Source organism: Arsenicicoccus sp. UBA6765 (assembly GCF_002453335.1).
GTDB lineage: Bacteria > Actinomycetota > Actinomycetes > Actinomycetales > Dermatophilaceae > Arsenicicoccus > Arsenicicoccus bolidensis.
In genome coordinates, this window is the sequence record NZ_DKGR01000017.1 from 1 (window position 1) to 20,178 (window position 20,178).

At 73.2% G+C, this 20,178-nt stretch carries 17 protein-coding genes and 1 tRNA gene; 7 read left to right on the plus strand and 11 right to left on the minus strand.

Features of this window, described 5'->3' with window-relative positions:
- Positions 1-1,933: 1,933 nt before the first annotated feature.
- Positions 1,934-2,010 (minus strand) — tRNA-Met (locus B4K29_RS02920).
- A gap of 82 nt (positions 2,011-2,092) precedes the next feature.
- Complete coding sequence (locus tag B4K29_RS02925) at positions 2,093-5,188, minus strand: UPF0182 family protein (protein ID WP_286958152.1); 3,096 nt, start codon at positions 5,186-5,188, stop codon at positions 2,093-2,095.
- A gap of 216 nt (positions 5,189-5,404) precedes the next feature.
- Here B4K29_RS02925 and B4K29_RS02930 point away from each other — a divergent pair, with 216 nt between their 5' ends.
- A complete protein-coding gene (locus B4K29_RS02930; RefSeq protein WP_029210395.1) occupies positions 5,405-5,938 on the plus strand; it encodes a PPA1309 family protein in 534 nt (177 codons plus the stop codon).
- 32 nt (positions 5,939-5,970) lie between these two features.
- Here the strand turns inward: B4K29_RS02930 and B4K29_RS02935 are convergent, their stop codons facing one another.
- Together B4K29_RS02935 and B4K29_RS02940 are read right to left on the minus strand one after the other, a co-directional pair.
- Complete coding sequence (locus B4K29_RS02935; RefSeq protein ID WP_019287518.1) at positions 5,971-7,053, minus strand: YlbL family protein; 1,083 nt, start codon at positions 7,051-7,053, stop codon at positions 5,971-5,973.
- Positions 7,050-7,484 (minus strand): molybdenum cofactor biosynthesis protein MoaE, encoded by a 435-nt coding sequence (locus B4K29_RS02940; RefSeq protein WP_029210393.1) that lies wholly within the window; start codon positions 7,482-7,484, stop codon positions 7,050-7,052. Before B4K29_RS02940 ends, B4K29_RS02935 begins: the two co-directional genes overlap by 4 nt.
- Before the next feature lie 168 nt (positions 7,485-7,652).
- On the opposite strand from B4K29_RS02940, the gene B4K29_RS02945 reads away from it, so the two are divergent.
- The gene (locus tag B4K29_RS02945; RefSeq protein WP_029210392.1) at positions 7,653-9,119 is read left to right on the plus strand and encodes a zinc-dependent metalloprotease; all 1,467 of its coding nucleotides are present in this window, start codon (positions 7,653-7,655) and stop codon (positions 9,117-9,119) included.
- Positions 9,116-9,685 carry an NUDIX hydrolase gene (locus B4K29_RS02950; protein ID WP_029210391.1) on the plus strand — a complete coding sequence of 190 codons (570 nt, stop codon included), beginning with the start codon at positions 9,116-9,118 and terminating at the stop codon, positions 9,683-9,685. Before B4K29_RS02945 ends, B4K29_RS02950 begins: the two co-directional genes overlap by 4 nt.
- Positions 9,686-9,691: 6 nt before the next feature.
- On the opposite strand, the gene B4K29_RS02955 is transcribed toward B4K29_RS02950, so the two are convergent.
- Positions 9,692-10,234, minus strand: coding sequence for a M48 family metallopeptidase (locus B4K29_RS02955; RefSeq protein ID WP_286966351.1), 543 nt, complete (start codon positions 10,232-10,234; stop codon positions 9,692-9,694).
- A gap of 50 nt (positions 10,235-10,284) precedes the next feature.
- Positions 10,285-11,112 (minus strand): enoyl-CoA hydratase/isomerase family protein, encoded by an 828-nt coding sequence (locus tag B4K29_RS02960; RefSeq protein WP_084412411.1) that lies wholly within the window; start codon positions 11,110-11,112, stop codon positions 10,285-10,287.
- Positions 11,113-11,350: 238 nt separating this feature from the next.
- On the opposite strand from B4K29_RS02960, the gene B4K29_RS02965 reads away from it, so the two are divergent.
- The 3 genes from B4K29_RS02965 to B4K29_RS02975 all read left to right on the plus strand — a co-directional run bounded on the left by B4K29_RS02965 (position 11,351) and on the right by B4K29_RS02975 (position 13,968).
- Complete coding sequence (locus B4K29_RS02965) at positions 11,351-11,506, plus strand: DUF5679 domain-containing protein (protein WP_019287526.1); 156 nt, start codon at positions 11,351-11,353, stop codon at positions 11,504-11,506.
- A 172-nt stretch (positions 11,507-11,678) separates the two neighbouring features.
- Positions 11,679-12,632, plus strand: a complete 954-nt coding sequence (locus tag B4K29_RS02970; protein WP_029210389.1) for a hypothetical protein — start codon at positions 11,679-11,681, stop codon at positions 12,630-12,632.
- 10 nt (positions 12,633-12,642) lie between these two features.
- Positions 12,643-13,968: an ABC1 kinase family protein gene (locus B4K29_RS02975; RefSeq protein ID WP_286958153.1), complete on the plus strand. Its 1,326-nt coding sequence runs from the start codon at positions 12,643-12,645 to the stop codon at positions 13,966-13,968.
- A gap of 54 nt (positions 13,969-14,022) precedes the next feature.
- Here the strand turns inward: B4K29_RS02975 and B4K29_RS02980 are convergent, their stop codons facing one another.
- The 5 genes from B4K29_RS02980 to nudC form a co-directional block, all read right to left on the minus strand.
- Positions 14,023-14,346, minus strand: coding sequence for a hypothetical protein (locus tag B4K29_RS02980; protein WP_286960283.1), 324 nt, complete (start codon positions 14,344-14,346; stop codon positions 14,023-14,025).
- A gap of 171 nt (positions 14,347-14,517) precedes the next feature.
- On the minus strand, positions 14,518-14,805 hold the full coding sequence (locus B4K29_RS02985) for a WhiB family transcriptional regulator (protein ID WP_019287530.1): 288 nt from the start codon (positions 14,803-14,805) through the stop codon (positions 14,518-14,520).
- A gap of 194 nt (positions 14,806-14,999) precedes the next feature.
- On the minus strand, positions 15,000-15,260 hold the full coding sequence (locus B4K29_RS02990) for a hypothetical protein (RefSeq protein WP_239263131.1): 261 nt from the start codon (positions 15,258-15,260) through the stop codon (positions 15,000-15,002).
- A 150-nt stretch (positions 15,261-15,410) separates the two neighbouring features.
- On the minus strand, positions 15,411-17,567 hold the full coding sequence (locus B4K29_RS02995; RefSeq protein ID WP_286966353.1) for an ATP-dependent DNA helicase UvrD2: 2,157 nt from the start codon (positions 17,565-17,567) through the stop codon (positions 15,411-15,413).
- 63 nt (positions 17,568-17,630) lie between these two features.
- A complete protein-coding gene (gene nudC, locus B4K29_RS03000) occupies positions 17,631-18,608 on the minus strand; it encodes an NAD(+) diphosphatase (RefSeq protein WP_019286147.1) in 978 nt (325 codons plus the stop codon).
- 42 nt (positions 18,609-18,650) lie between these two features.
- Between nudC and B4K29_RS03005 the strand changes: the two genes are divergently transcribed.
- The gene (locus B4K29_RS03005) at positions 18,651-20,174 is read left to right on the plus strand and encodes a phosphotransferase (RefSeq protein WP_286966355.1); all 1,524 of its coding nucleotides are present in this window, start codon (positions 18,651-18,653) and stop codon (positions 20,172-20,174) included.
- The last annotated feature ends 4 nt before the right edge of the window (positions 20,175-20,178 follow it).

A 20,178-nucleotide genomic window follows, 5' to 3' on the forward strand; every position in this document is an offset into this window, starting at 1 on the left:
TCTCAAACATCGGACGCTCACGTCGTGGTCTCGAACTTTTCGTTCGTTCCTGCGTCGTGGCAACCATTCAAACTTACTCTTTCGTGCTTCCCGCGTCAAGTCCGGCCTCGCAGCTCCCGTTGGGAACGTGCTTCGTCCTGACTGTCTGCGCCAAGCAACCCGACGAGGGTACTCGTTCGTGGCCACCTCGTCAACTCCGCGTGATCCGCATCCCCCGGGGGGGGTGAGTCCCGCTTCGCGCTCCGTGGCCGGGGCACGAGCGGAAACATTACACAGGCGTCCGGGTGGTGCCAAATCGGGCGTTCGAGCCCCTGAGTACGATCACGTCGACGGGGCGTTGCCTCCCCCGGGTGCGTGGTTCGAGGGTCATGCGCGTCCCCCTCGTCCGGCATCGCCGACCACTTCCCGGGAGGGACGGACCATGGCACGGATGGCACGGGACGCGGGCACCTGGCCCGACGAGCAGCAGGAGCCGGCGGGGGCTGGGCGATCCCGGGCGGTGCCGTGGGTAGCGACGGCGACGGGGGTCGTGCTCCTGATCCTGGCGCCCCGCTACGGCCCCCATCGCGACGAGCTCTACTTCGTCGTGGCGGGCCACCACCCGCAGTGGAGCTGCCCCGACCAGCCGCCGCTGACCCCGCTGCTGGCCACCGTGGGTGGTGGTGGTGGTCGGGCCGGGGGCGCCCTCCGTCGGGCACCTGCTCTCGACGTCCACGCTCGACCTGGCCGTGTGGGTGGGGGTGACCCGCCTCGCGGTCACGGCGTTGGACTCGGGGGACCGACGGTGGTGGCTGACCGCGGGCCTGCTGCTCGGGGTGGGGTCGTGGAACACGACGCTACCGGCCTTCCTCACCGTCGGCCTGGGCGTCGGCTCGCTGGGTCACCGCGGTTCCGGGGGCACCTCGCGAGTCCGTGGCTCTGGGCGGCCGCCCTGGTCGCCATCGCGCTGTGGGCCCGAACCCCCATTGGCAGGCCACCCACGGCTGGCCCCGGCTCGAGCGCGGTGCCGGCATCCGGGCCGAGGACGCCGGCCGGCTTCCAGCTCCTGCTGCTCGGGCCGATCGGCGGCTACCTGACGGCGCACGGCATCGGCGCCGGGCTGGCAACCGGACGGCCCTGGTCGGCCCCGTCGCGACGGCATACGTCGTGGTGCTCGCGGTGCTGCTCGCCACCGGCGGGAAGCATGACTGCACCCGCGGCCTGCTGGTGACCCTGGCCGCAGCAGGCGCAGCACGCTGGAGCCCGGCGCTCCCGACGCCGGCGCCCGGGCGGCCCCGGTCCTCACGGTTCGTCTGGATCGCGGCGATCGCCGGACTGGTGCCGTTGCCGTCCGCCCTGCCCGTGCTACCGGCACCCGTCTATGCCGCGACCCCGTGGGCCGCGATCAACGACGACCAGCTCAGCACCATCGGCTGGCCCACCGTGGTCGCCCAGGTGCAAGACGTCGTCGACCAGCAGCCGGCCGGTGTCGTCGTGCTGAGCCAGAACTACGGGGAGGCGGGTGCGTCGAGCTGGTTCACGGGGAAGCCCGCGTGGAGCGGGCACAACGGCTACGCCGACTGGAACCCCCACCCGAGAGCTCCGGCCCCGTCGTGCTCCTCGGCGACAGGGAGCCCGACCCCGACCTGTGGGACGGGTGCCGGCTCGCGGCCACCCTGGACCCCGGCGTGGACAACGAGGACTCCGGTGCGCGGGTGTGGGTCTGCGCCGGCCCGGTCGGCTCCTGGTCGCGAGTCTGGCCCAGGCAGCGGCACCTGTCCGCGTGAGGAGAGGGCTCGGAACCCGACGCGGGTGCCCTCGTCGTTCGCACGTCCATGACGTGGTGAGGCCGCGGACCTGGCGAGCCTGAGTGCCTGCCGGCGGGAGAGCCGCGGAGCGATGACCGCCCAGACATGCTTCTGGCCCGGGATTCGGATCGAATCCCGGGCCAGCTTGGTAGCGGGGGCAGGATTTGAACCTGCGACCTCCGGGTTATGAGCCCGGCGAGCTACCGAGCTGCTCCACCCCGCGTCGGTGACTTCAGGTTACGCGACGGTGGACGGGAGGTGCAAATCGGCGACCAGCCGCGCTTCCGTCACCCTTCCTGACCCGGTCAGGGACTCGTCGGGGTCGGCGTCGAGGTGGGCGTCGCCGACGGGGTGGCGGACGGCGACGCCGGCACCACGGTGGTCTGTCCCGGACGCTGGGCCTTGAGAGCCGCGTCCACCGCCGCCCGCACCCGCTTCTGTGCCTCGCCGTACGCCGTGAAGTCGCCCTTGGCCAGCGCCTCGTCGGCCGCCTTCATCGCCTCCTGCGCTGCGGTGAGCTGCTTGGCCACCTCCGCGTTGCCCTGGTTGCCTTGAGGGGTGCCTGGGCTCTGGCCCGGGGTCGGGGTGCTCGGAGCGGTCGGGGCCGCCGGGCCCGACGTGCCCTGGTCGCCGGCCGTGGCTCCCGAGTTGCCGCCGAAGAGTCCGTCGAGCGCGCCGTCCAGCGTGTCCGACCAGGCGAGCTTGTCGCCGAACGAGGCGACGATCGCCTTGGACTGGGGGTACGCGGACGTGCCGGACGAGGCCTGCACGTAGATCGGCTGGACGTAGAGCACTCCCCCGCCCACGGGCAGGGTCAGCAGGTTGCCCATCGAGACCTTGGACCCACCCTGCGAGTTGTTGTTGAGGAACTGGCTCAGCGTCAGCGCGAACCGAGGCGACGAGTCGTTGGAGGAGAAGATGTTGTTGGCGACCTGCCCCGGCCCCTGCACCTGGGTGTCCCGTGGCAGCTCGAGCAGCCTCAACGTGCCATAGCCATCCTTGCGCTGACCGTCCTTGCCCCCGGCATCGGCGTCGGCCGAGAGGAAGGCGGACAGCACCGAGCGCTTCTCCGGGGTGTAGGTGGTGGTCAGCGAGAAGGTCGGGGCCGCCTGGCCTGGCACGGCCAGCGAGAGGTAGTACGGAGGCTGGCTGGGCGCCCCGGTCGTCCGGTCGCTCGGGTCGGTCGGGACCTTCCAGAAGTCCTGCCCGCCGAAGAAGCTGTTGGCGTCGGTCACGTGGTACTTGCCGAGCATCGATCGCTGGACCTTGAACATGTCTTCGGGGTAGCGCAGGTGCTGCATCAGCTCCCCCTTGATCGCCGACATGGGCTCGACGGTCCCGGGGAAGGCCTTGGTCCAGGCCTTCAGCAGCGGGTCCTGGTCGTCCCACGCATAGAGGTGCACGGTGCCGTCGTAGGCGTCGACCGTGGCCTTGACCGAGTTGCGCATGTAGTTGACGCGCGCCGGCGCCAGGGCGGCAACGTTCGCGGACCGGGCCGTGAGGGCGTCGGAGGTCGCGTCCTCGATCTCGGTCAGCTGCGAGTAGGGGTAGTTGGCGCTCGTCGTGTAGCCGTCGACGATCCACTGGACCCGTCCGTCGACCACCGCGGGGTAGGGATCACCGTCCAGCGTCAGCCACGGGGCGACCCTGCCGATCCGCTCGCGCGGCTTGCGGATGTCGAGCAGGCGCGACTCCGGGTTGACGGCGCTGGACAGCAGGATGTTGGGCTCGCGATAGGCGATGGCATAGGCGAGGCGACGGGGGAAGGACCCGATCTGGACGCCACCCGCCCCCCGGTAGGTCGTGTTGCGCTGGCCGCCGGCGCTGCCGTCGGGGTGGTCGAGCTCCGCGTCGCCGCTGCCCTCCGGGGCACCGACGATGGAGTAGGTCGGGGACTCCTCCCCGAAGTAGATGCGGGGCTCGTAGGTGCCGAGCTTGCCGGTCGAGGGGATGTTCTGCTCGAAGAAGACCGGCTGACCGTCCGGTCCGCGCCGGTTGCCGTAGGCCGCGACGAGGCCGTAGCCGTGCGTGTAGACCGTGTGGTCGTTGACCCAGTTGCGCCACGAGCGGTCGAGGTCGTCGAGCCGCAGCTCGCGGGCGCCCACCACGGCGTCCACCAACTTGCCCTCGAGGCGGTAGCGGTCGACGTCGAGGCTGGCGGGGAAGGAGTAGAAGGCCTTGACCGCCTGGATGGCCTCGAAGGTCTGCCCCACGATCGCGGGGTCGACGATCCGGATGCCCGGGATGGTGTCGGCGTCGCCGCGCAGCTGACCGCTCGAGACCGTGGTCTCCGCCTTGTAGGGCGTCTTGACCACCTTGTCGAGCCCGAAGGCCGACCTGGTGGCCTCGATGTTGCGCTGGATGTAGGGCTGCTCCAGGGTGCGCTCGCTCGGCTTGACCTTGAGGCTCTGCACGAGCATGGGATAGATGGTCCCGATCACCAGCGCGCACACGGCGAGCAGGCTCACGCCCACCACCGGCAGCCGCCACGACCCGGTCCAGATCGAAGCCAGGAAGAAGAGCGCGCACAGGACGGCCGCGACCGCGAGGATCGAACGACCGGGGAGGACCGCGTGGGCGCCGGTGTAGGTGATGCCGGTGATGCGCCCGGAGTCGGCCACCGCCAGGTCGTAGCGCCCGAACCAGTAGCTGAGCCCCTGCACCAGCGCCACCGCCGCGAACAGGCAGGAGAGGTGGACGACCGCCGCCTTGGTGGAGCGCCCGCTCATGCCCGGTGGGCGCAGTCCGCCATACAGGTAGTGGGTCAGGGCGGCCACGATGGCGGCGAGGACCAGGCCCATGAGGGCGAAGTCAAGCAGGAAGCTCACCCATGGGAGGGTGAAGACGAAGAACCCGATGTCCATCCCGAACTCGGGGTCCTGCTTGCCGAAGGGGACCCGGTGCAGCCACAGCAGGAAGGTCTGCCACTGGCTGGCCAGCGCGGTGCCGCTGAAGACCCCGAGCACGCCCGGCACGACCCAGACGGCCAGCCGGCGCAGGGGGTCCAGCATCGCGCGGTAGCGGTCGAGGGCGACCTGCTCGTCCGTGACGGGGGCGTAGACGGGGCGCAGCCGGTGGCCGATGAGGATGCTCGAGCAGGCCAGGGCGCCGACGACCAGCGCGCCGGTCACGAACAGCCCGGCCTTGGTGAGCAGCTCGGTGGTGAAGACGCGGCTGAAGCGGACGCTGTCGAACCACAGCACCTGCGTCCACACGCTCGCCAGCGCACCCAGCGCCAGCGCGGCCACCGCGACGATCGTCAGCAGCGGGCCGAGCCACCCACGCCCGGCTCTCCCCCGGCCCGGTCGGCGACGGGCACGTGCCGCGCCACCTGCGCCTCCGGGATCGGCCGGACCCGACGCGGGGCGCCCCTCGTCACTCACTGCGTCGTCCTCCTGCACGTTCGGGCCGCCGGGCCGCGACTGCCGCCCGTGGTGCTCGCGGCCCAACCTACCCCGGCTCGCTGGACGTCGGCGGGAGACGTCACCCTGATGTGGCTCCGGACGCTCGCCGATGTCTCGCGGGCCCCGTCAAGGCCTCGGCAGGCGGCTATAGGCTGACCGGCTGTCTGGAGTCCCCGGCTAGGGGTTCCTGCCGCCCTCAGGCAGCATGGACCCGTGACCTCGACTCCTCAGCTCGTCCCCACGCCCCTCATCACGTGCGCCGTCGACACCGAGCAGCACGTGGCCCGCTCCGGCTGGGACCAGCCCACGCGGCTGTTCGCCCTCGTCCGCACCGCCGAGCTGCTGGCTGCCGAGCCCCAGCTCGGCGCCAGGCTCGAGGGCGAGGACCCCGCGGGCCTGACGGCCATCGAGCAGGAGGAGCTGCCCGACGCGTCAGGTCTGGAGGACCTGCTGGCCGGCATCGTGTGGCCCGCCGAGGTCGCGGGCACCGCCATCAGCGTCGAGCGGATCGTCGTGCCTCCGGAGGCCGAGGCGGACCTGCCCGAGGACCCGGAGGCCGCCCTCGAGCGCCTCGCGTCCCACCCGGCGCGCCAGGACGTGCGGCTGCTCGTGGCCGTGGACCGCTCCGGCCAGCAGGTGACGCTCCTGCGTCAGCGCGCCCACGACAGCGACGACGCCGTCGCGATGGGTCCGGACATCGCCCCGGGCCTCGTCGAGGCGTTGCGGGCCACCCTTAGCGAGGCCTGACGGTCGACCGGGTCTGACACGAGCGCATCGGGTCAGCCGCAACCCTGCAGGCCCGCGCCCTTGCCGGCCGCGATGGCCCGCACGTCCGCCAGCGCGTCGTCGAAGTCGTCGACGCGCACGACCCGCAGCCCGTCCGGCACGTGGCCGACGACCTCGCCGCAGTTGCCGGCCGGCGCGAGGAACCACTGGATCCCGGCCGCGCGGGCACCGGCGAGCTTCTGCTGGATCCCCCCGATCGGCCCGACCCGCCCGTCGGGCGACAGGGTGCCCGTGCCAGCGATGCGCTGGCCCGCCGTCAGCTCGCCGGGCGTCAGGCGGTCGTGGATGCCGAGGGCGAACATCATCCCGGCGGAGGGTCCACCCACGTCGCCGGCGTCGATGGTGACCTTGACGGGAAAGGTGTAGTCGACCTTGAGCCCGACCCCGATCACCTTGCGTCCCTGCTGCTCACGCACGGGCAGGGACACCTGACGGCGGGCTCCGTCGCGCACGACGGTGACCGGCACGGACTGACCGGCGGCGTAGGACTGGATCGCCGACCGCAGCCCCGCGCTGCCGGTCACCGGGGTGGACCCGACCTGCACGAAGCGGTCTCCGGGCTCGAGCCGCCCGATGGCCGGGGACCCGGTCGGGAGCACCCCCACCGAGACGGTCTCGGGCACCGTGAGCCCCAGCGCGCGCTCGGCCACGACCACCGCGTCCTCCTGGGAGTGGGTCATCTCGGCGGCGTTCTCGCGCTTGATCTCCTCGTTGGTCGCGCCCTGGGGGAACACCTGCTCCTCGGGCACGACCGAGCGAGCCTGCGAGACGGACGCGGCCAGCAGGTCGTATGCCGTGACCGTGGCACCCGGGCCACCCCGCACCGAGACGGTGGTGAAGCTGAGGACGCCCGACGCGGGGTGGTCCTGGGCCTTGGGCACCGAGATGAGCGGTCGGCCGTCGCGGGTCGCGCCCAGGGTGTTGGTGACGGGGCCGGGACCCATCACGACATACGGCAGCGGGATGAAGGCGAGGGCGACCAGCACCAGGCACAGGAGGCCCAGGACTGCGGCGAGGACGCGACGGCGCCGCCGGCGGGGAGCGGGGATCCCCGGGGCGGGGAAGGCCCCCGTCACGGCAGCCCCACCCACTCCTCGGTCCCGTCGGAGAAGGCCTGGTGCTTCCAGATCGGGACGGTCGACTTGAGCGTGTCGATGAGGTGCCGGCAGGCGTCGAAGGCCTCCCCCCGGTGCGAGGCGCTCACCGCGCAGACGACGGCCAGGTCGCCGATCTCGAGGTGGCCGACACGGTGCACCGCCGCGGCGGCGAGGACGCCCGGGAGCTGTTGGGTGCCGGCCACGACCTCGGCCAGGCGGTCGAGGGCGGTGGGGTGGCCCGAGTAGTCGAGGCTGGTGACGCCCTTGTCGCTGTCGTGGTCCCGGACGATGCCGATGAACGGCACGATCGCCCCGGCCCGCGGATCGCTCACCGCCGCCAGGACCTCGTCGACGGACAGCGGCGCGTCACGCACGGCGACGAGCCGGGCGCTGGGGACTGGCTGGCTCACGGGGGCCCTTCCGTCGAGGGGGACGTCTGCGGGAGAGGCTAGTCTCCATCACCGACAGGGTGGTGCACCTCGACGCCGTCGTCCCTGGACGCACGTGACGGAACGCCCCGCTCCCTCCTAGCGTTGAGGCTGCAGTACCACCCGATCCGTCGACCGGAGGAGCACGTCGTGACCGTCCCACCCACCAACGGACCCGGGTCCGGACCGCACGACCCCGACGATGCCGCCGCCCTGGCCCGCATGCTCGGCGAGATGATGGGTGACCCCTCGCTCGCGGACAACCCTCAGGTGCGCGACGCCCTCCGTCAGCTCGGCATGGAGCAGCTCGACCCCACCCAGCTGGCGATGGTGCGCCAGCAGGTCCAGGCGATGTTCTCCGGTCCGGCCCCCGAGGGTGCCGTCGACGGGGCGGTCGCGCTCGACCTCGCGCGCAAGCGCGTCGCCCAGGGCGGCGACGCCGTCGTGGGGGACGCCGACCGTCGCTCCCACGCCGACGCCATCCGCGTGGCCCAGCTGTGGCTCGACCAGGCCACGGCCTTCGAGGCGGCCAACGCGCCGGACGCCGTGTGGAGCCGGGCCGAGTGGGTCCAGGCGACGATGCCCACCTGGATCGAGCTGGTCACCCCGGTCGCGGACGGCGTCACGGCCGCGATGACGGGGGCGATGCGGGGGCAGCTCGAGGAGCTCGCCGAGCACGGCGGGCTGGAGCAGCTCTCGGGCATGCCGGGCATGCCACAGCTCCCCCAGGGGATGGACACCACGGCGATGATGGCGCAGATGGGCCCGATGATGCACCGCATGGGTGCGGCGATGTTCGCCGCCCAGACGGCCGAGGCGGTCGGTGGCCTCAGCGAGGACGTGGTGTCCGGCACCGAGGTGGGACTCCCCCTCGTGCCGGGTCACGCCGTGGCCCTGCTCCCCTCCGGGGTTCGCGCCCTCTCCGAGGGCCTCGAGGTCGACCCCGCCGAGGTGCGCCTCTACCTCGCGGCCCGCGAGGCGGCCCGGTCCCGGTTGTTCACCGCCGCCCCGTGGCTGACCGCGTCCCTGACCTCTGCCGTGCAGGCCTACGCCCGTGACATCTCGATCGACGTCGAGGGCATCTCCGCCCGCATGTCCACGGTCGACCCGAGCGACCCCGCCGCCCTGCAGGAGGCACTGGGCTCGACGCTGTTCACCCCGGAACCCTCAGACGCCCAGCGTCGCGCCCTGGCCTCGCTCGAGACGCTGCTCGCCCTCGTCGAGGGATGGGTCGACGTCGTCGCCGACCGAGCCACGCGACCGCACCTGCCGGAGGCGGCCGCCCTCGGCGAGACCGTGCGGCGACGCCGGGCGACCGGCGGCCCTGCGGAGAAGGCCTTCGCCCAGCTCGTGGGGCTCGAGCTGCGTCCCCGCCGGCTGCGCGACGCCGCCAACCTGTTCGCAGCCCTCGAGGACGCCGGCGGGCAGGAGCTGCGCGACAGCGTCTGGGCGCACCCCGACGTGGCGCCGACCGGCGACGACCTGGACGACGTCCTCGGCTACGTCCAGCGCGTGCGCTCCGGGCAGGGCGACGACCTGGACGCCGAGCTCGACCGACTGCTGTCGGAGGGGCGCGAGGACCGTCCCGGAGGCGGCCCCACCGACGGCCCGGCGTGACGGACCCCGCGCGACCGGGCAACCTCGCGAGCCTCCGGGCGGACGCCATACGACTGCTGGCAGAGCTGGCTCCGGTCGACGCGAGGGAGGAGTCGCTGCGCGAGGACTTCCTGGTGCACCTCGACCGTCACCCCGACGCGTGGTGGAAGCACGGGCCAGCCGCCCACCTCACGGCGAGCGTCCTGGTGCTGTCCGAGGACCGGCGCCAGGTGCTGCTCACGCACCATCGCAAGGCCCGCACGTGGTTCCAGCTCGGTGGTCATGCCGAGCCCGGCGACGCGGACGTGGCGGCGGCCGCCCAGCGCGAGGGCCGCGAGGAGTCGGGCATCCCGGACCTGCAGGTGACGCCGGTCCTGGTCGACCTGGACCGGCACGCGCTGGGTGAGGGGTTCACGGTGTGCCGCGAGCACCTGGACCTGAGGTTCGTCGCCGTCGTCCGCGAGGTCGAGCCCGTCGTCAGCGCGGAGTCCCTCGACGTCGCCTGGTGGCCCGTGGACGCGCTGCCGCACCCGCACGGCGAGGAGCTGCCCCGTCTGATCGAGCGGGCCGGCCTCCGCGCGCCCTGAGACGGGTCATCCGTCGACGCAGTCCCCCGTGTCCCCCGGATCCCCGGGCGGGGTGTCATCGCGTGCGCCGTGCGCAACTCCCTCGAGGAAGCCCTTGGCGCGCTCCAGCTTGGGATAGCTCCGCAGCAGGCGCCAGAACTCCGGCCCGTGCCCGGGCTGCAGCAGGTGCGCCAGCTCGTGCAGGACGACGTAGTCCTGGACCCACCGGGGCAGCGCGGCCACCCGGTCGGAGATCCGGATGGTGCCGTCCGCGGGGGTGCACGACCCCCACCGCCGGTGCTGGTTGGACACCCAGGAGATGCTCGCGGGCCTGGCCAGGCCACCGAGGTAGGACTGGGACAGCTCCCACGCCCGCTCGGCCAGCCGGCCGTCGCTCGGGCGCACCCGGTGCTCGCGCGCCTCGATGCGGCCGACCATCTGGTCGATCCACTCCTGCTCCTGGCTGCGGGAGTGCCCGGCGGGGATGAGCACGACGATGCGATCGCCCTCGCGGTAGGCGCTGACGGTGCGGCGTCGACGGGTGCTCCGGCGCACCTCGACCTCACTCATGGCGGCACCCTAGCGGCGCTCGGGCGTGGCCCGGGGCAAGCGCGCCGTGCTCAGCGGCCGGTGAAGGTGGGCGGTCGCCGCTCGGTCGCCGCCCGGACGCCCTCCTGCAGGTCCGCCGTCGCCATCGTGGTGGCCTGTGCGAGGGCCTCCCACTCCAGCGCCGCGGCCGGACCGTCGTGGCCGCCGTCCCGCAGCGCGGCCAGGGTCAGCCTCGTGGCCACCGGCGCCGCGGCGGCGACGCGGTCGGCGGCGTCCAGGGCCAGCCGGAGCACCTCGTCCGCCGGGGCGGCCGCGGACGCCAGTCCCAGGCCCACCGCCTCGTGGCCCAGGACCACCCGCCCCGTCAGGAGCATGTCGGCCGCGAGCGCCGGCCCCGCGACCGATGGCAGCGACCACGTGGTCGCCATACCGGGGTGCAGGCCGAGCCCGGTGAAGGGCACGGCGAGCCTGGCCTCCTCGGCGACGTAGCGCACGTCGCAGGCCAGGGCGAGAGCCAGTCCGGCGCCGATCGCGTGGCCGTTGACGGCCGCCACGACCGGCACCTCCAGCCTCGTCATCGACAGCCAACGACGGTAGAAGGTGCGCATCCTGGCCCGGAGGTCGCTGACCGACGCGTCCGGCTCGGCCATCAGCCAGGACAGGTTGCCCCCCGAGGTGAACGCCGTGCCCGCACCCGTCACCACGACACACGCCAGCTGCGTGTCGTCCCCGAGCAACGAGGCGAGACGCGCCCACGAGGTCGTCATCTCCTCGCTCATGGCGTTGCGCTGCTCCGGCAGGTCCAGGGTGACCACGGCCGTATGACGCTCGCCCTGCACCCGGCGGGTCACCGCCAGGTGCTCGAAATCCTGCTCCCACCAAAGGCTTTCACGATCCATGGCCATCCTCGTCGACGTCGCTGCGCTGGCGCCGGGCCGTCCCGGCCGCACGCGTGGCTCGAGCCTAGCCACGGATCGCGACCGGCGGCGCGGGCGGCAGGGGCAGCCTGGGCGCCCTGAGCACGACTGCGTGCTCGCGAGGTGACGCGGCGTAATCCCCGGAACCAGCTCTCGTGTGCTCTATGGTGACCGAAGTCCGATTGCCGCACCCGCGGCACGAACGACAAGGAGAGACGACATGGCCGACACCTACAAGGGTGAGTTCTACTGCGTCAAGTGCAAGGCCAAGCGTGAGGCCGAGGGCAACATCGTGGAGACCAACGGTCGCCGCATGGCCAAGGGCAAGTGCCCCGAGTGCGGCACCAACCTCAACCGCATCCTCGGCAAGGCCTGAGCACCACCTGCCGTCCGAGAGGCGGTGTCGGCACCTGTGCCGGCACCGCCTCTCGGCATCTCCGAGCGGGACAGTCCCGCTCATGGTTATCCACAGAAGTACTTTTGCTGTCGTTTGCCTGAGTTTGCGTGTGGCACGCTCGATCCATCACGCATCCCGTAGGAGACGACCCATGACCCGTTGCGAACGCCCCACCCTCCGCCCCGGCCTCCGCCTGCTCGACCGTGGCGGTGACGAGCTCCAGCTCGGGGCGCACCACCCCACCGCGATGGTGCTGGCCGGTCTCAGCGCCGCCGATCGTGAGGTCGTCATGGCGCTCGACGGCACCCGCTCCCGGGCAGACCTGCAGCTCGTCTACGTCCGCCACGGGGAGGACGACAGCCGCCTCGGCGACCTGCTGGACCTGCTGACCGCCCACGGCCTGCTCGACCCCCGGTCACCCGGCGGCGGCCGCCCCCGGGACGTGCTGCGACTGCCGGCACCGGGAGTGGACTCGTCCTCGGACGCGTCGGACCTGGCTCGCGTCCCGGTGCTCGTCGCCGGGATCGGCGACCTCGCGGAGCAGGTCGCGAGCGCCCTGCGACGACAGCACCCTCGCCTCCACGTGCAGGACGAGCTCGCCCCGACCCACCTGCCGTCTCCCTCTGCCGGCACCGCCGCCAGGGACTCGCGCCGGCCGCCCGCCCTGGCGGTGCTGGTGGCGGACGGTGCGATCGACCCCGTCGTCGCTCGGCAGTGGGCACCGTGGGCGATGGTCCTGCCGGTCGTCGTGGCGGACGGCTCGGTGACCGTCGGGCCGCTGTGGGGCGGGCTCGCCGACCCCTGCCCCCTGTGCCTGGACCGCTACCGCACCGACCGGGATCCCGCCTGGCCACGCCTGCTGGCCCAGCTCACGACGCGGCGTCTGGACGGCCTCCCCCGGCCCGCGCGCACCGACCCCACCACCACGGCGCTGGCCGTGGGCGCGGCGGCCGCCCATGCTCGGGACGCGGTCACCAGGCGTCGCCTCCCGGTGGGGTTCACCACCGAGGTCCACGACGCAGACCCCGTCCCGCGCCAGCGCACCTGGTCGGTCCACCCGCGATGCCTCACCCACCTACCCGCCCAGGTCTCCCTCGCGGGGTGACAATCAAGGGGTGAACGACATCCCTCGACGGTCTGCCCACCGCACGGCCCGCCTGGCCGCCCTCCCGCTGACCTACGCCGGCCGCACCGCGGTGGGACTCGGCCGCCGTCTCGGCGGGGCGCCGGCCGAGGCCGTCGCGGCCCAGGTCGCCGCCCGCACCGCTGACCAGCTCTTCTCGGTCCTCGGCCAGCTCAAGGGCGGGGCGATGAAGGTCGGGCAGGCGATGTCCATCTTCGAGGCGGCGCTGCCCGAGGAGGTCGCGGCGCACTACCGAGGCGCCCTGACGGCGCTCCAGGACGCCGCCCCCTCGATGCCTGCGGAGACCGTCCACCGCGTCCTGGCGAGCGAGCTGGGCGACGACTGGCGGTCCCGCTTCCACGAGCTCGACGACGTCCCCGTGGCGTCCGCCTCCATCGGGCAGGTGCACCGCGGCCGGTGGGCCGACGGCCGCACGGTGGCGGTCAAGGTGCAGTACCCCGGGGCGGGCGACGCCCTGCTGTCGGACCTGCGTCAGCTCGCCCGCGTCGCGCGCGTGACCGGCGCGCTGCGGACCGGCATCGACATGAAGGCCGTGACCGACGAGCTGCAGGCCCGGATGAGCGAGGAGCTGGACTACACGCTGGAGGCGGCCGCGCAGCGCCAGTTCGCGGATGCCTTCGCCGGGAGCGAGTTCTTCGCCATACCAAGGGTGCTCGAGGCGACGCCTCGGGTCGTCGTGATGGACTGGCTGGAGGGGACACCCCTGTCCGCCGTGATCCGCGAGGGGTCTGCCGAGCAGCGGGACCAGGCCGCCACGCTCTACCTGGACTTCCTGCTGGCCGGGCCGGACCACGTGGGCCTGCTCCACGCCGACCCGCACCCGGGGAACTTCCGCATCACCGAGGACGGCCGTCTCGGGGTCCTCGACTTCGGGGCCGTCAACCGCCTTCCCGGTGGGATGCCCAGCGCCGTCGGACGTCTCCTCGGTCTCGCGCTGAGTGGCGACGACACCGGCCCCGCCGTGCTGGACGGGCTTCGCGAGGAGGGGTGGGTCCACCCCGGTGCCGACCTCGCCCCGGACCTGCTGCTGGAGTTCCTCGACCCCTTCCTCGAGCCGGCACGCCACGAGCGCTACACGTTCAGCCGCGCGTGGCTCCGGGGATGCTTCGCCCACGTCAGCGAGCCCCGCTGGCAGTCGGTCATCGCCGTCCTCGACCTACCTCCGGACTACCTCCTCATCCATCGTGTGTGGGCCGGAGGCATCGGCGTGCTGTGCCAGATCGGTGGCGAGGTGGAGGCGCGAGCCATCCTGACCCACTGGCTGGACGACCTGACCCTGCACCCGCCGTCGGAGTAGCCCCGCGCCTCCGGCTCGGTCTCTCTCCCCTGGCCGGGAGGGACTACGCGCGACCTACCACCACGCGGAGTCGAGCTTGCCCTCGATCGAGCGGGCGTGCTGCCGGCTGCACCGCTCGCAGGCCCACACCGTCCGACCCCGCTCGGTGCCGAACGTCCACCGCACCCTGGCCTCGGCCAGGTCCGCTCCCGCCACCTGCCACCCGCAGCTGCCGCACGTCATCGTGCCGTCGTCATCCCTGCCGCCGTCGTCCACCCCGAGATCGTATGCCGCCTCCGCCCCTCCCTCACGGGCCTGGGGCGCCAGGACAGCCCCCACGCACGACGAGGCGGGCAGGACCGTGACGATCCTGCCCGCCTCGCGGGAACCGACGACCATAGGGTCATCGCTGCTGACGGCGGCGAACCGACGTCCGTATCTCTGAGGCGCCGCGTGGTCGCGGCGCCCTCGGCAGACGCTCGACGCGCACGCGCGCCAGCTCCTGGCTGAAGTGCTGGAACATGATGGATCTCCTTGGTGATCAAGCTGTGTCGGTGTCTTCGTCAGCGCCTACGCGGCGACGTCGTCCTTGCGGGGCCGCCCGCGCGGCCTCTTGCGGGGCACGACCACCCCTGCGACGAACAGCTGTCCGCCCCAGACGCCCCACGGCTCCCGGCGCTCCAGGGCGCCGGCCAGGCAGTCGTCCCTCGCCGGGCAGGTGCCGCAGAGGGACTTGGCGAACTCGACACCGTCGGGGGTGTCGGCGAACCACATCTCGGGCTCGTTCTCCTGGCAGGGGATGGTCTCGGCGGCCGCGATCGCGGCGACCTGGTTGTCGATGAGCTCCGTGAGTGTCATCGCTGCCTCCTCAAGGTGATGCCCCGGGGTGGTGGGGCGGCGGGTGCCCGGTGGGGGCGGGTGGTGGGTCCGGTGGTGCGGTCGAGGGCCATGGGGTCCTCCTCGGCGTGGTCGGTCGGTGCCCGGACACGCACGAAGGCCGCGGATCCCGGATGTCGGGTTCCGCGGCCTTGGAGAAGACCTGGGTCTAGGGACTAGACCGGTGGCCTCCCGAGGAACGGGACGACATCCGACGGGGCGAACGAGGTGGACGGGTCGATGACGTGGGCGGAGCCGGGACGCACTCCGTCCATGACGCGGGCGGTGCCGCCGGCGTAGGACAGACCGGTCCCCTGACCCTTGCCACGGGCACCCGCGGGCGCACCGAGGGTGCCGCGATCACGGGTGGTCGAGCGCAGGGGCGTGACAGCATCGACGCAGTAACGCGTCACGATCGTCATCGTCGTGTTCTCCATGCGGCCCACCCTCCTCACTGCGCTCATCGGCACCTCGGTGCCGGGACGTGCGTCACGAGCAGCGCTCGTGACAGGACACCTTGGACTGTAGCCTCCGCCCGCGAGAGGGGGCAATGCCTTTATCGACCTGATCCGCCAGGCGGGACCCGATCAGCCTTCTTTGCCCGCGGATTCCTTTGCAGCGGAAAGGATCTCGTCGACGTCGGCGCCACCGAGAATGGCCAGCACGGACTCGCCGTAGAGCCCCAGCTTGCGGGCCCCCACCCCGGAGACGGTGGCCAGGGCAGCGACGTCGGACGGCACCTGCTCGGCGATGGCCGTCAGGGTCGCGTCGGTGAACACGACATAGGCGGGCACGCCGGCAGCGGCCGCGGTGGCCTTGCGCCAGGTGCGGAGCGCCTCGAAGGTGGCCTCGTCGTAGGTGGGCGGGCAGTCCCCACAACGCCCGGTCTTGCGCTCGGCGGCCGAGCTCAGCTCCGCCCCGCACGTGCGGCAGAACGCCGGCTTGGCGATCGACGGCTTGCGCTGGCGGCCGGTGGCGCCGGCGGCCTTGCGGGGCGCGGACCTGGCGCCCTCTCCCAGGACCGACGCGGCATCGTCGAGGAACCGGCTGGGGCGACGGGAGGCCCGTCCGCCCACGTTGCGGGACGCCGCCCAGGACAGGGCGAGCTCGCGACGGGCACGGGTCAGGCCGACGTAGAGCAGACGGCGCTCCTCCTCGATGGCCTCCCACCCCTCGGCCATCGAGATCGGCAGGAGGCCGTCGCTGCAGCCCACGAGGTGCACGACGTCCCACTCCAGGCCCTTGGCGCTGTGGAAGGACGCGAGCGTGACGCCCTGCACCGTGGGGGCGTGCTGGGCCGCGGCACGCTCCGTGAGGTCGGCGACGAGCTCCGGCAGACGTGCGTCCGGCTGCGAGGCCACGAGGTCGTCGGCGAGGGCCACCAGCGCCTGGAGGGACTCCCAGCGCTCGCGGGTGGCGCCGCCCGAGGCCGGTGGTTGCTCCGACCAGCCGACACCACCGAGGACGTCCCTGGTCAGTCGCCCGAGCGGCACCGTGCCGTCGTCGGCGCGCGCCTGCCCCCGCAGCAGCAGCAGCGCGTCGCGGACCTCGCGCCGTGAGAAGAACCGCTCCCCTCCGCGGACGAGGTAGGGGACGTCGGCGTCCGCGAGCGCGGACTCCAGCGCCTCGCTCTGGGAGTTGGTGCGGAACAGGATGGCGATCTCGGCGGGTGGGGTGCCCGCGTCGATGCGACGCCTGATCTCGGCCGCGACACCGCGCGCCTCGGCCTGGTCGTCGTCGTAGGCCGTCAGCCGGGGCTGGGGACCGTCCTCGCCCTGCGCCTGGAGCTGCACGAGCGCTCGGCCCGCGCCCGTGCGGCTCGCCTGGCCCTGGGCGCGCAGCATCACGTTGGTGAGCCCGACCACCTGGGGCGTGGACCGGTAGTTGCGGACGAGCTTGACGACGGCCGCGTCCGGGTAGCGCGCCGAGAAGCCCAGCAGGTGCGCGGGCGAGGCGCCGGTGAAGGAGTAGATGGTCTGGGCCGCGTCGCCGACCACGCACACGTCCTGGCGGTCGCCGACCCACAGGTCGAGCAGCCGCTGCTGCAGGGCGTTGACGTCCTGGTACTCGTCCACGACGAAGTGGCGGTACTGCCCGCGCACCTCGCGGGCCACGGCCGGGTGCTCGTCGAGGATGCCGGCCATGATCAGCAGGACGTCCTCGAAGTCGATGACCCCGCGCTCGCCCTTGACCTCCTCGTAGGCCTGCAGCAGGCGTGCCATCGCCGTCGCGTCCAGCCCTGCGGGGTCCCGGCGGGCGTGCCGTGCCGCGGCGGGATAGGTCTCGGGCGTCAGCAGGCTGACCTTGGCCCACTCCACCTCGGCCGCGAGGTCCCGGATGGCAGGGCGGTCGAGCTGCAGGTGCAGCCTGGCCCCCGCCTCCGCGACGGCCCCCGCCTTGTGCGGCATCACCTCGGGCGCCGCACCGCCGATCGCCCGGGGCCAGAAGTAGTGGAGCTGGCGCAGCGCCGCGGCGTGGAAGGTGCGGGCCTGGACCCCTCCGGCCCCGAGGTCGCGCAGCCGGGTGCGCATCTCGCCGGCCGCGCGGGCGGTGAAGGTGACGGCGAGCACGCGCTGGGGGACGTAGACGCCGGACCGCACGCCGTAGGCGATGCGGTGCGTGATCGCGCGGGTCTTGCCGGTGCCCGCACCTGCCAGCACGCACATGGGCCCGAGGGGTCGCTCGGCGACCGCCCGCTGCTCAGGATCGAGGGCGGTCAGTATGTCGTCAGGGGTCGCAGCCATCGCCCGAAGTCTCCCAGATGCCACCGACATACCTCGACGCGGCGCCGGCCCACCCGCCGTGGCTCACCAGGGGACGGGAGGACCATCCTGGAGCGCGGCGATGGGCTCGCCCAGCCAGCGCTCGACGAGGTGGTAGGCCACCGAGATCGGGGTGCCGCCGGACAGCACGGCGCCGGCCCGGATGTCGGCCCGCAGCTCGTCGCGGGAGTACCACCGGGCCTCGGCGATCTCGTCGTCGGCGAACCGCAGCTGGCCGTCGCGGGCGCGGGCGGTGAACGCCAGCATCAAGGATGCCGGGAAGGGCCAGGGCTGGTTCCCGGCATACTCGACCGCCTCGACCTCCAGCCCGACCTCCTCCTTGACCTCGCGGGCCACCGCCACCTCGAGGGACTCCCCCGGCTCGACGAACCCGGCGAGCACGGACAGGCGCCCCTCCGGCCAGGATGCGTTGCGCGCCAGCAGCAGACGGTCCTGCCGGTCGACCACGGCCATGATCACGGCGGGCGAGGTGACGGGATAGGACTCGTGGCCCTCCGGGCAGCGCCGCACCCAGCCGGAGCTGTTGACGGCCGTGGGGAGGCCGCACCGGGAGCAGAAGCGGTGCGCGCGGTGCCAGTTCGAGATACCGGCCAGCGTCGACGCCAGGGCGACGTCGAGCGGATCGAGCGTGAGGCCGAGCGAGCGCAGCCCCAGCCAGCGAGAGGGCTCGTCGGCGGCGCCGTCCCGCGCGGGGTCGCCGGGCCCGGACGCGTCTGGCATCGGGTCCCGGGCCACGCCCAGGTACTGACCGCCACCCTCGTCGGCCCCCAGGTAGACCACCAGGTCCTCGGCGGTCACCCGGACCTCGACCGGGCGGTGGAGCACGAGGGCGGACCCGTCGGCGCGAGCCTGGAGCAGGTCCCCACGGGACACCACGACCTGGGTGCCCTCGTCGTCGAGCAGCCGTGGCACGAGTCCCGCGTCGCCGCGCAACCAGCCTGAACGGTCCAGCGCGGAGCGGGACAGGGCCAGTTCGGGCAGGATTCGCGGCGCTCCGGTCACGCCTGACAGCCTAGACGCCGGGGCTCGCCTACCGTGGGGCGCGTGACCGTCGCCATCCGCTCCCCGTTGCACCTCGCCGCCCTGGCCAGCGCCGCCGTCAAGGGCCTGGACCCGGTGTCGGTGGAGCCCGTGCACGGGGAGGACGACCGGTGCGACGTCGCCCGCGTCCACGACTCGCAGCAGCGCACCTGGACGATCCGCGTGCCGCGGTCCGCGGCCGACGCCGCCCAGATGGAGTCGGCCGCGATGCTGCTCCCCCACCTCGACAAGCGGCTGGCGTTCGAGGTCCCCCAGGAGGCCGGCAGCGTCGCCCTGCGCGACTCGGGTCGGGCGATGGTCTACGCGCAGGTGCGGGGGCGCAACCTCGACTTCTCGAGACTCCCCGCCGGGCCCGGCCTGGCGGCCGCCCTCGGTCGCGCGCTGGGCGAGATCCACAACCTGGACCCCCGTCTCTACGACGAGGCCGGCGTCCCGGTCTACGACGCCGAGACCTATCGCACGCGTCACCTGGCCGAGCTCGACCGGGCGGCGAGCACCGGGCACGTCCCGGCGAGGCTGCTGAGCAGGTGGGAGCGCGCCCTGGAGAACGTCGCTCACTGGCGCTTCGCCCCAGCGACCATCCACGGTCGGATGTCCGGCGAGCTCCTCCTGGCCGACTTCGAGGACGACGGGGACGCCGCGAGCGGCCGCATCGTGGCGATCACCGGCTGGGACCAGGCTCGGGTGGCCGATCCGGCCGACGACTTCGCCGTGCTGTGGTCCCAGGCGACCCCAGAAGCGTTCGACACCGTGCTGGAGGCGTACGCCGGCACCCGGCACGAGCGCCCGGACCGCGCGCTGGAGATGCGCGCCAGGCTGGCGGGCGAGCTGCGACTGGTGCGCGAGCTCGTCCACGCCGAGGCCGCGCAGGACGACCTGGCCCGCAGGGAGGCGCAGTCGGCGCTCCAGCGGCTGGACGACGAGGTGGCCGGGGACGACCTGGTCGCGCACGTGCCGGCCGTGACCCTGCCCGGACCCATCGGTGCCCCCGAGACGATGGACGCCGACCTCGACGACACCCCCCACCTGTCTGACGACCGTCATGACGCCGTCACCGGCCGGGCGCCGGCCGGCCGGCCCGAGCACCGACCCGCGGCTCGTCCGGCACCGTCGTTGGACGAGGAGGGCGCACCTACCCAGCCGGTGGTGCTGCGGGACGTCCGCACCGACCTGGCAGACGGAGCCGACGAGACGGTGCGAACGGGCTCTGGCGACGCACCCACCGAGGTCACGCGGATGGTCCCGGTCGCCGAGCCGGGCGAGTCGCGGCCGGGCCGCCGAACCGAGGGCGACACCTCTGCGGACGACGGTGCCACAGGGATCCGGGGTCTGCACCAGCGGCGGGACCAGCTCGAGAACCACGACGACGCGCCGGCCGCCTCGGGCGAGGGGGACCGCGACGGGGCAGCCGACGCTGTGCCGGTGGTGAAGGCGACGCCGGACGACACCGTCCAGGAGGACGAGTACGTCGTGGACACCACCCGACACACGACCACCCACCTGCGGCCCGGCGATCACTCCCGCTGACGGG

Excerpts from the sequence above, each read along its gene's own strand:
- B4K29_RS02955 (WP_286966351.1), bottom strand. The coding sequence starts at position 10,234 with ATGAGTGAGGTCGAGGTGCGCCGGAGCACCCGTCGACGCCGCACCGTC.
- B4K29_RS02990 (WP_239263131.1), bottom strand. The coding sequence starts at position 15,260 with ATGGAGAACACGACGATGACGATCGTGACGCGTTACTGCGTCGATGCT.
- B4K29_RS02980 (WP_286960283.1), bottom strand. The coding sequence starts at position 14,346 with ATGGTCGTCGGTTCCCGCGAGGCGGGCAGGATCGTCACGGTCCTGCCC.
- B4K29_RS02970 (WP_029210389.1), top strand. The coding sequence starts at position 11,679 with ATGACCCGTTGCGAACGCCCCACCCTCCGCCCCGGCCTCCGCCTGCTC.
- B4K29_RS02985 (WP_019287530.1), bottom strand. The coding sequence starts at position 14,805 with ATGACACTCACGGAGCTCATCGACAACCAGGTCGCCGCGATCGCGGCC.
- B4K29_RS02995 (WP_286966353.1), bottom strand. The coding sequence starts at position 17,567 with ATGGCTGCGACCCCTGACGACATACTGACCGCCCTCGATCCTGAGCAG.
- B4K29_RS02960 (WP_084412411.1), bottom strand. The coding sequence starts at position 11,112 with ATGGATCGTGAAAGCCTTTGGTGGGAGCAGGATTTCGAGCACCTGGCG.
- B4K29_RS02965 (WP_019287526.1), top strand. The coding sequence starts at position 11,351 with ATGGCCGACACCTACAAGGGTGAGTTCTACTGCGTCAAGTGCAAGGCC.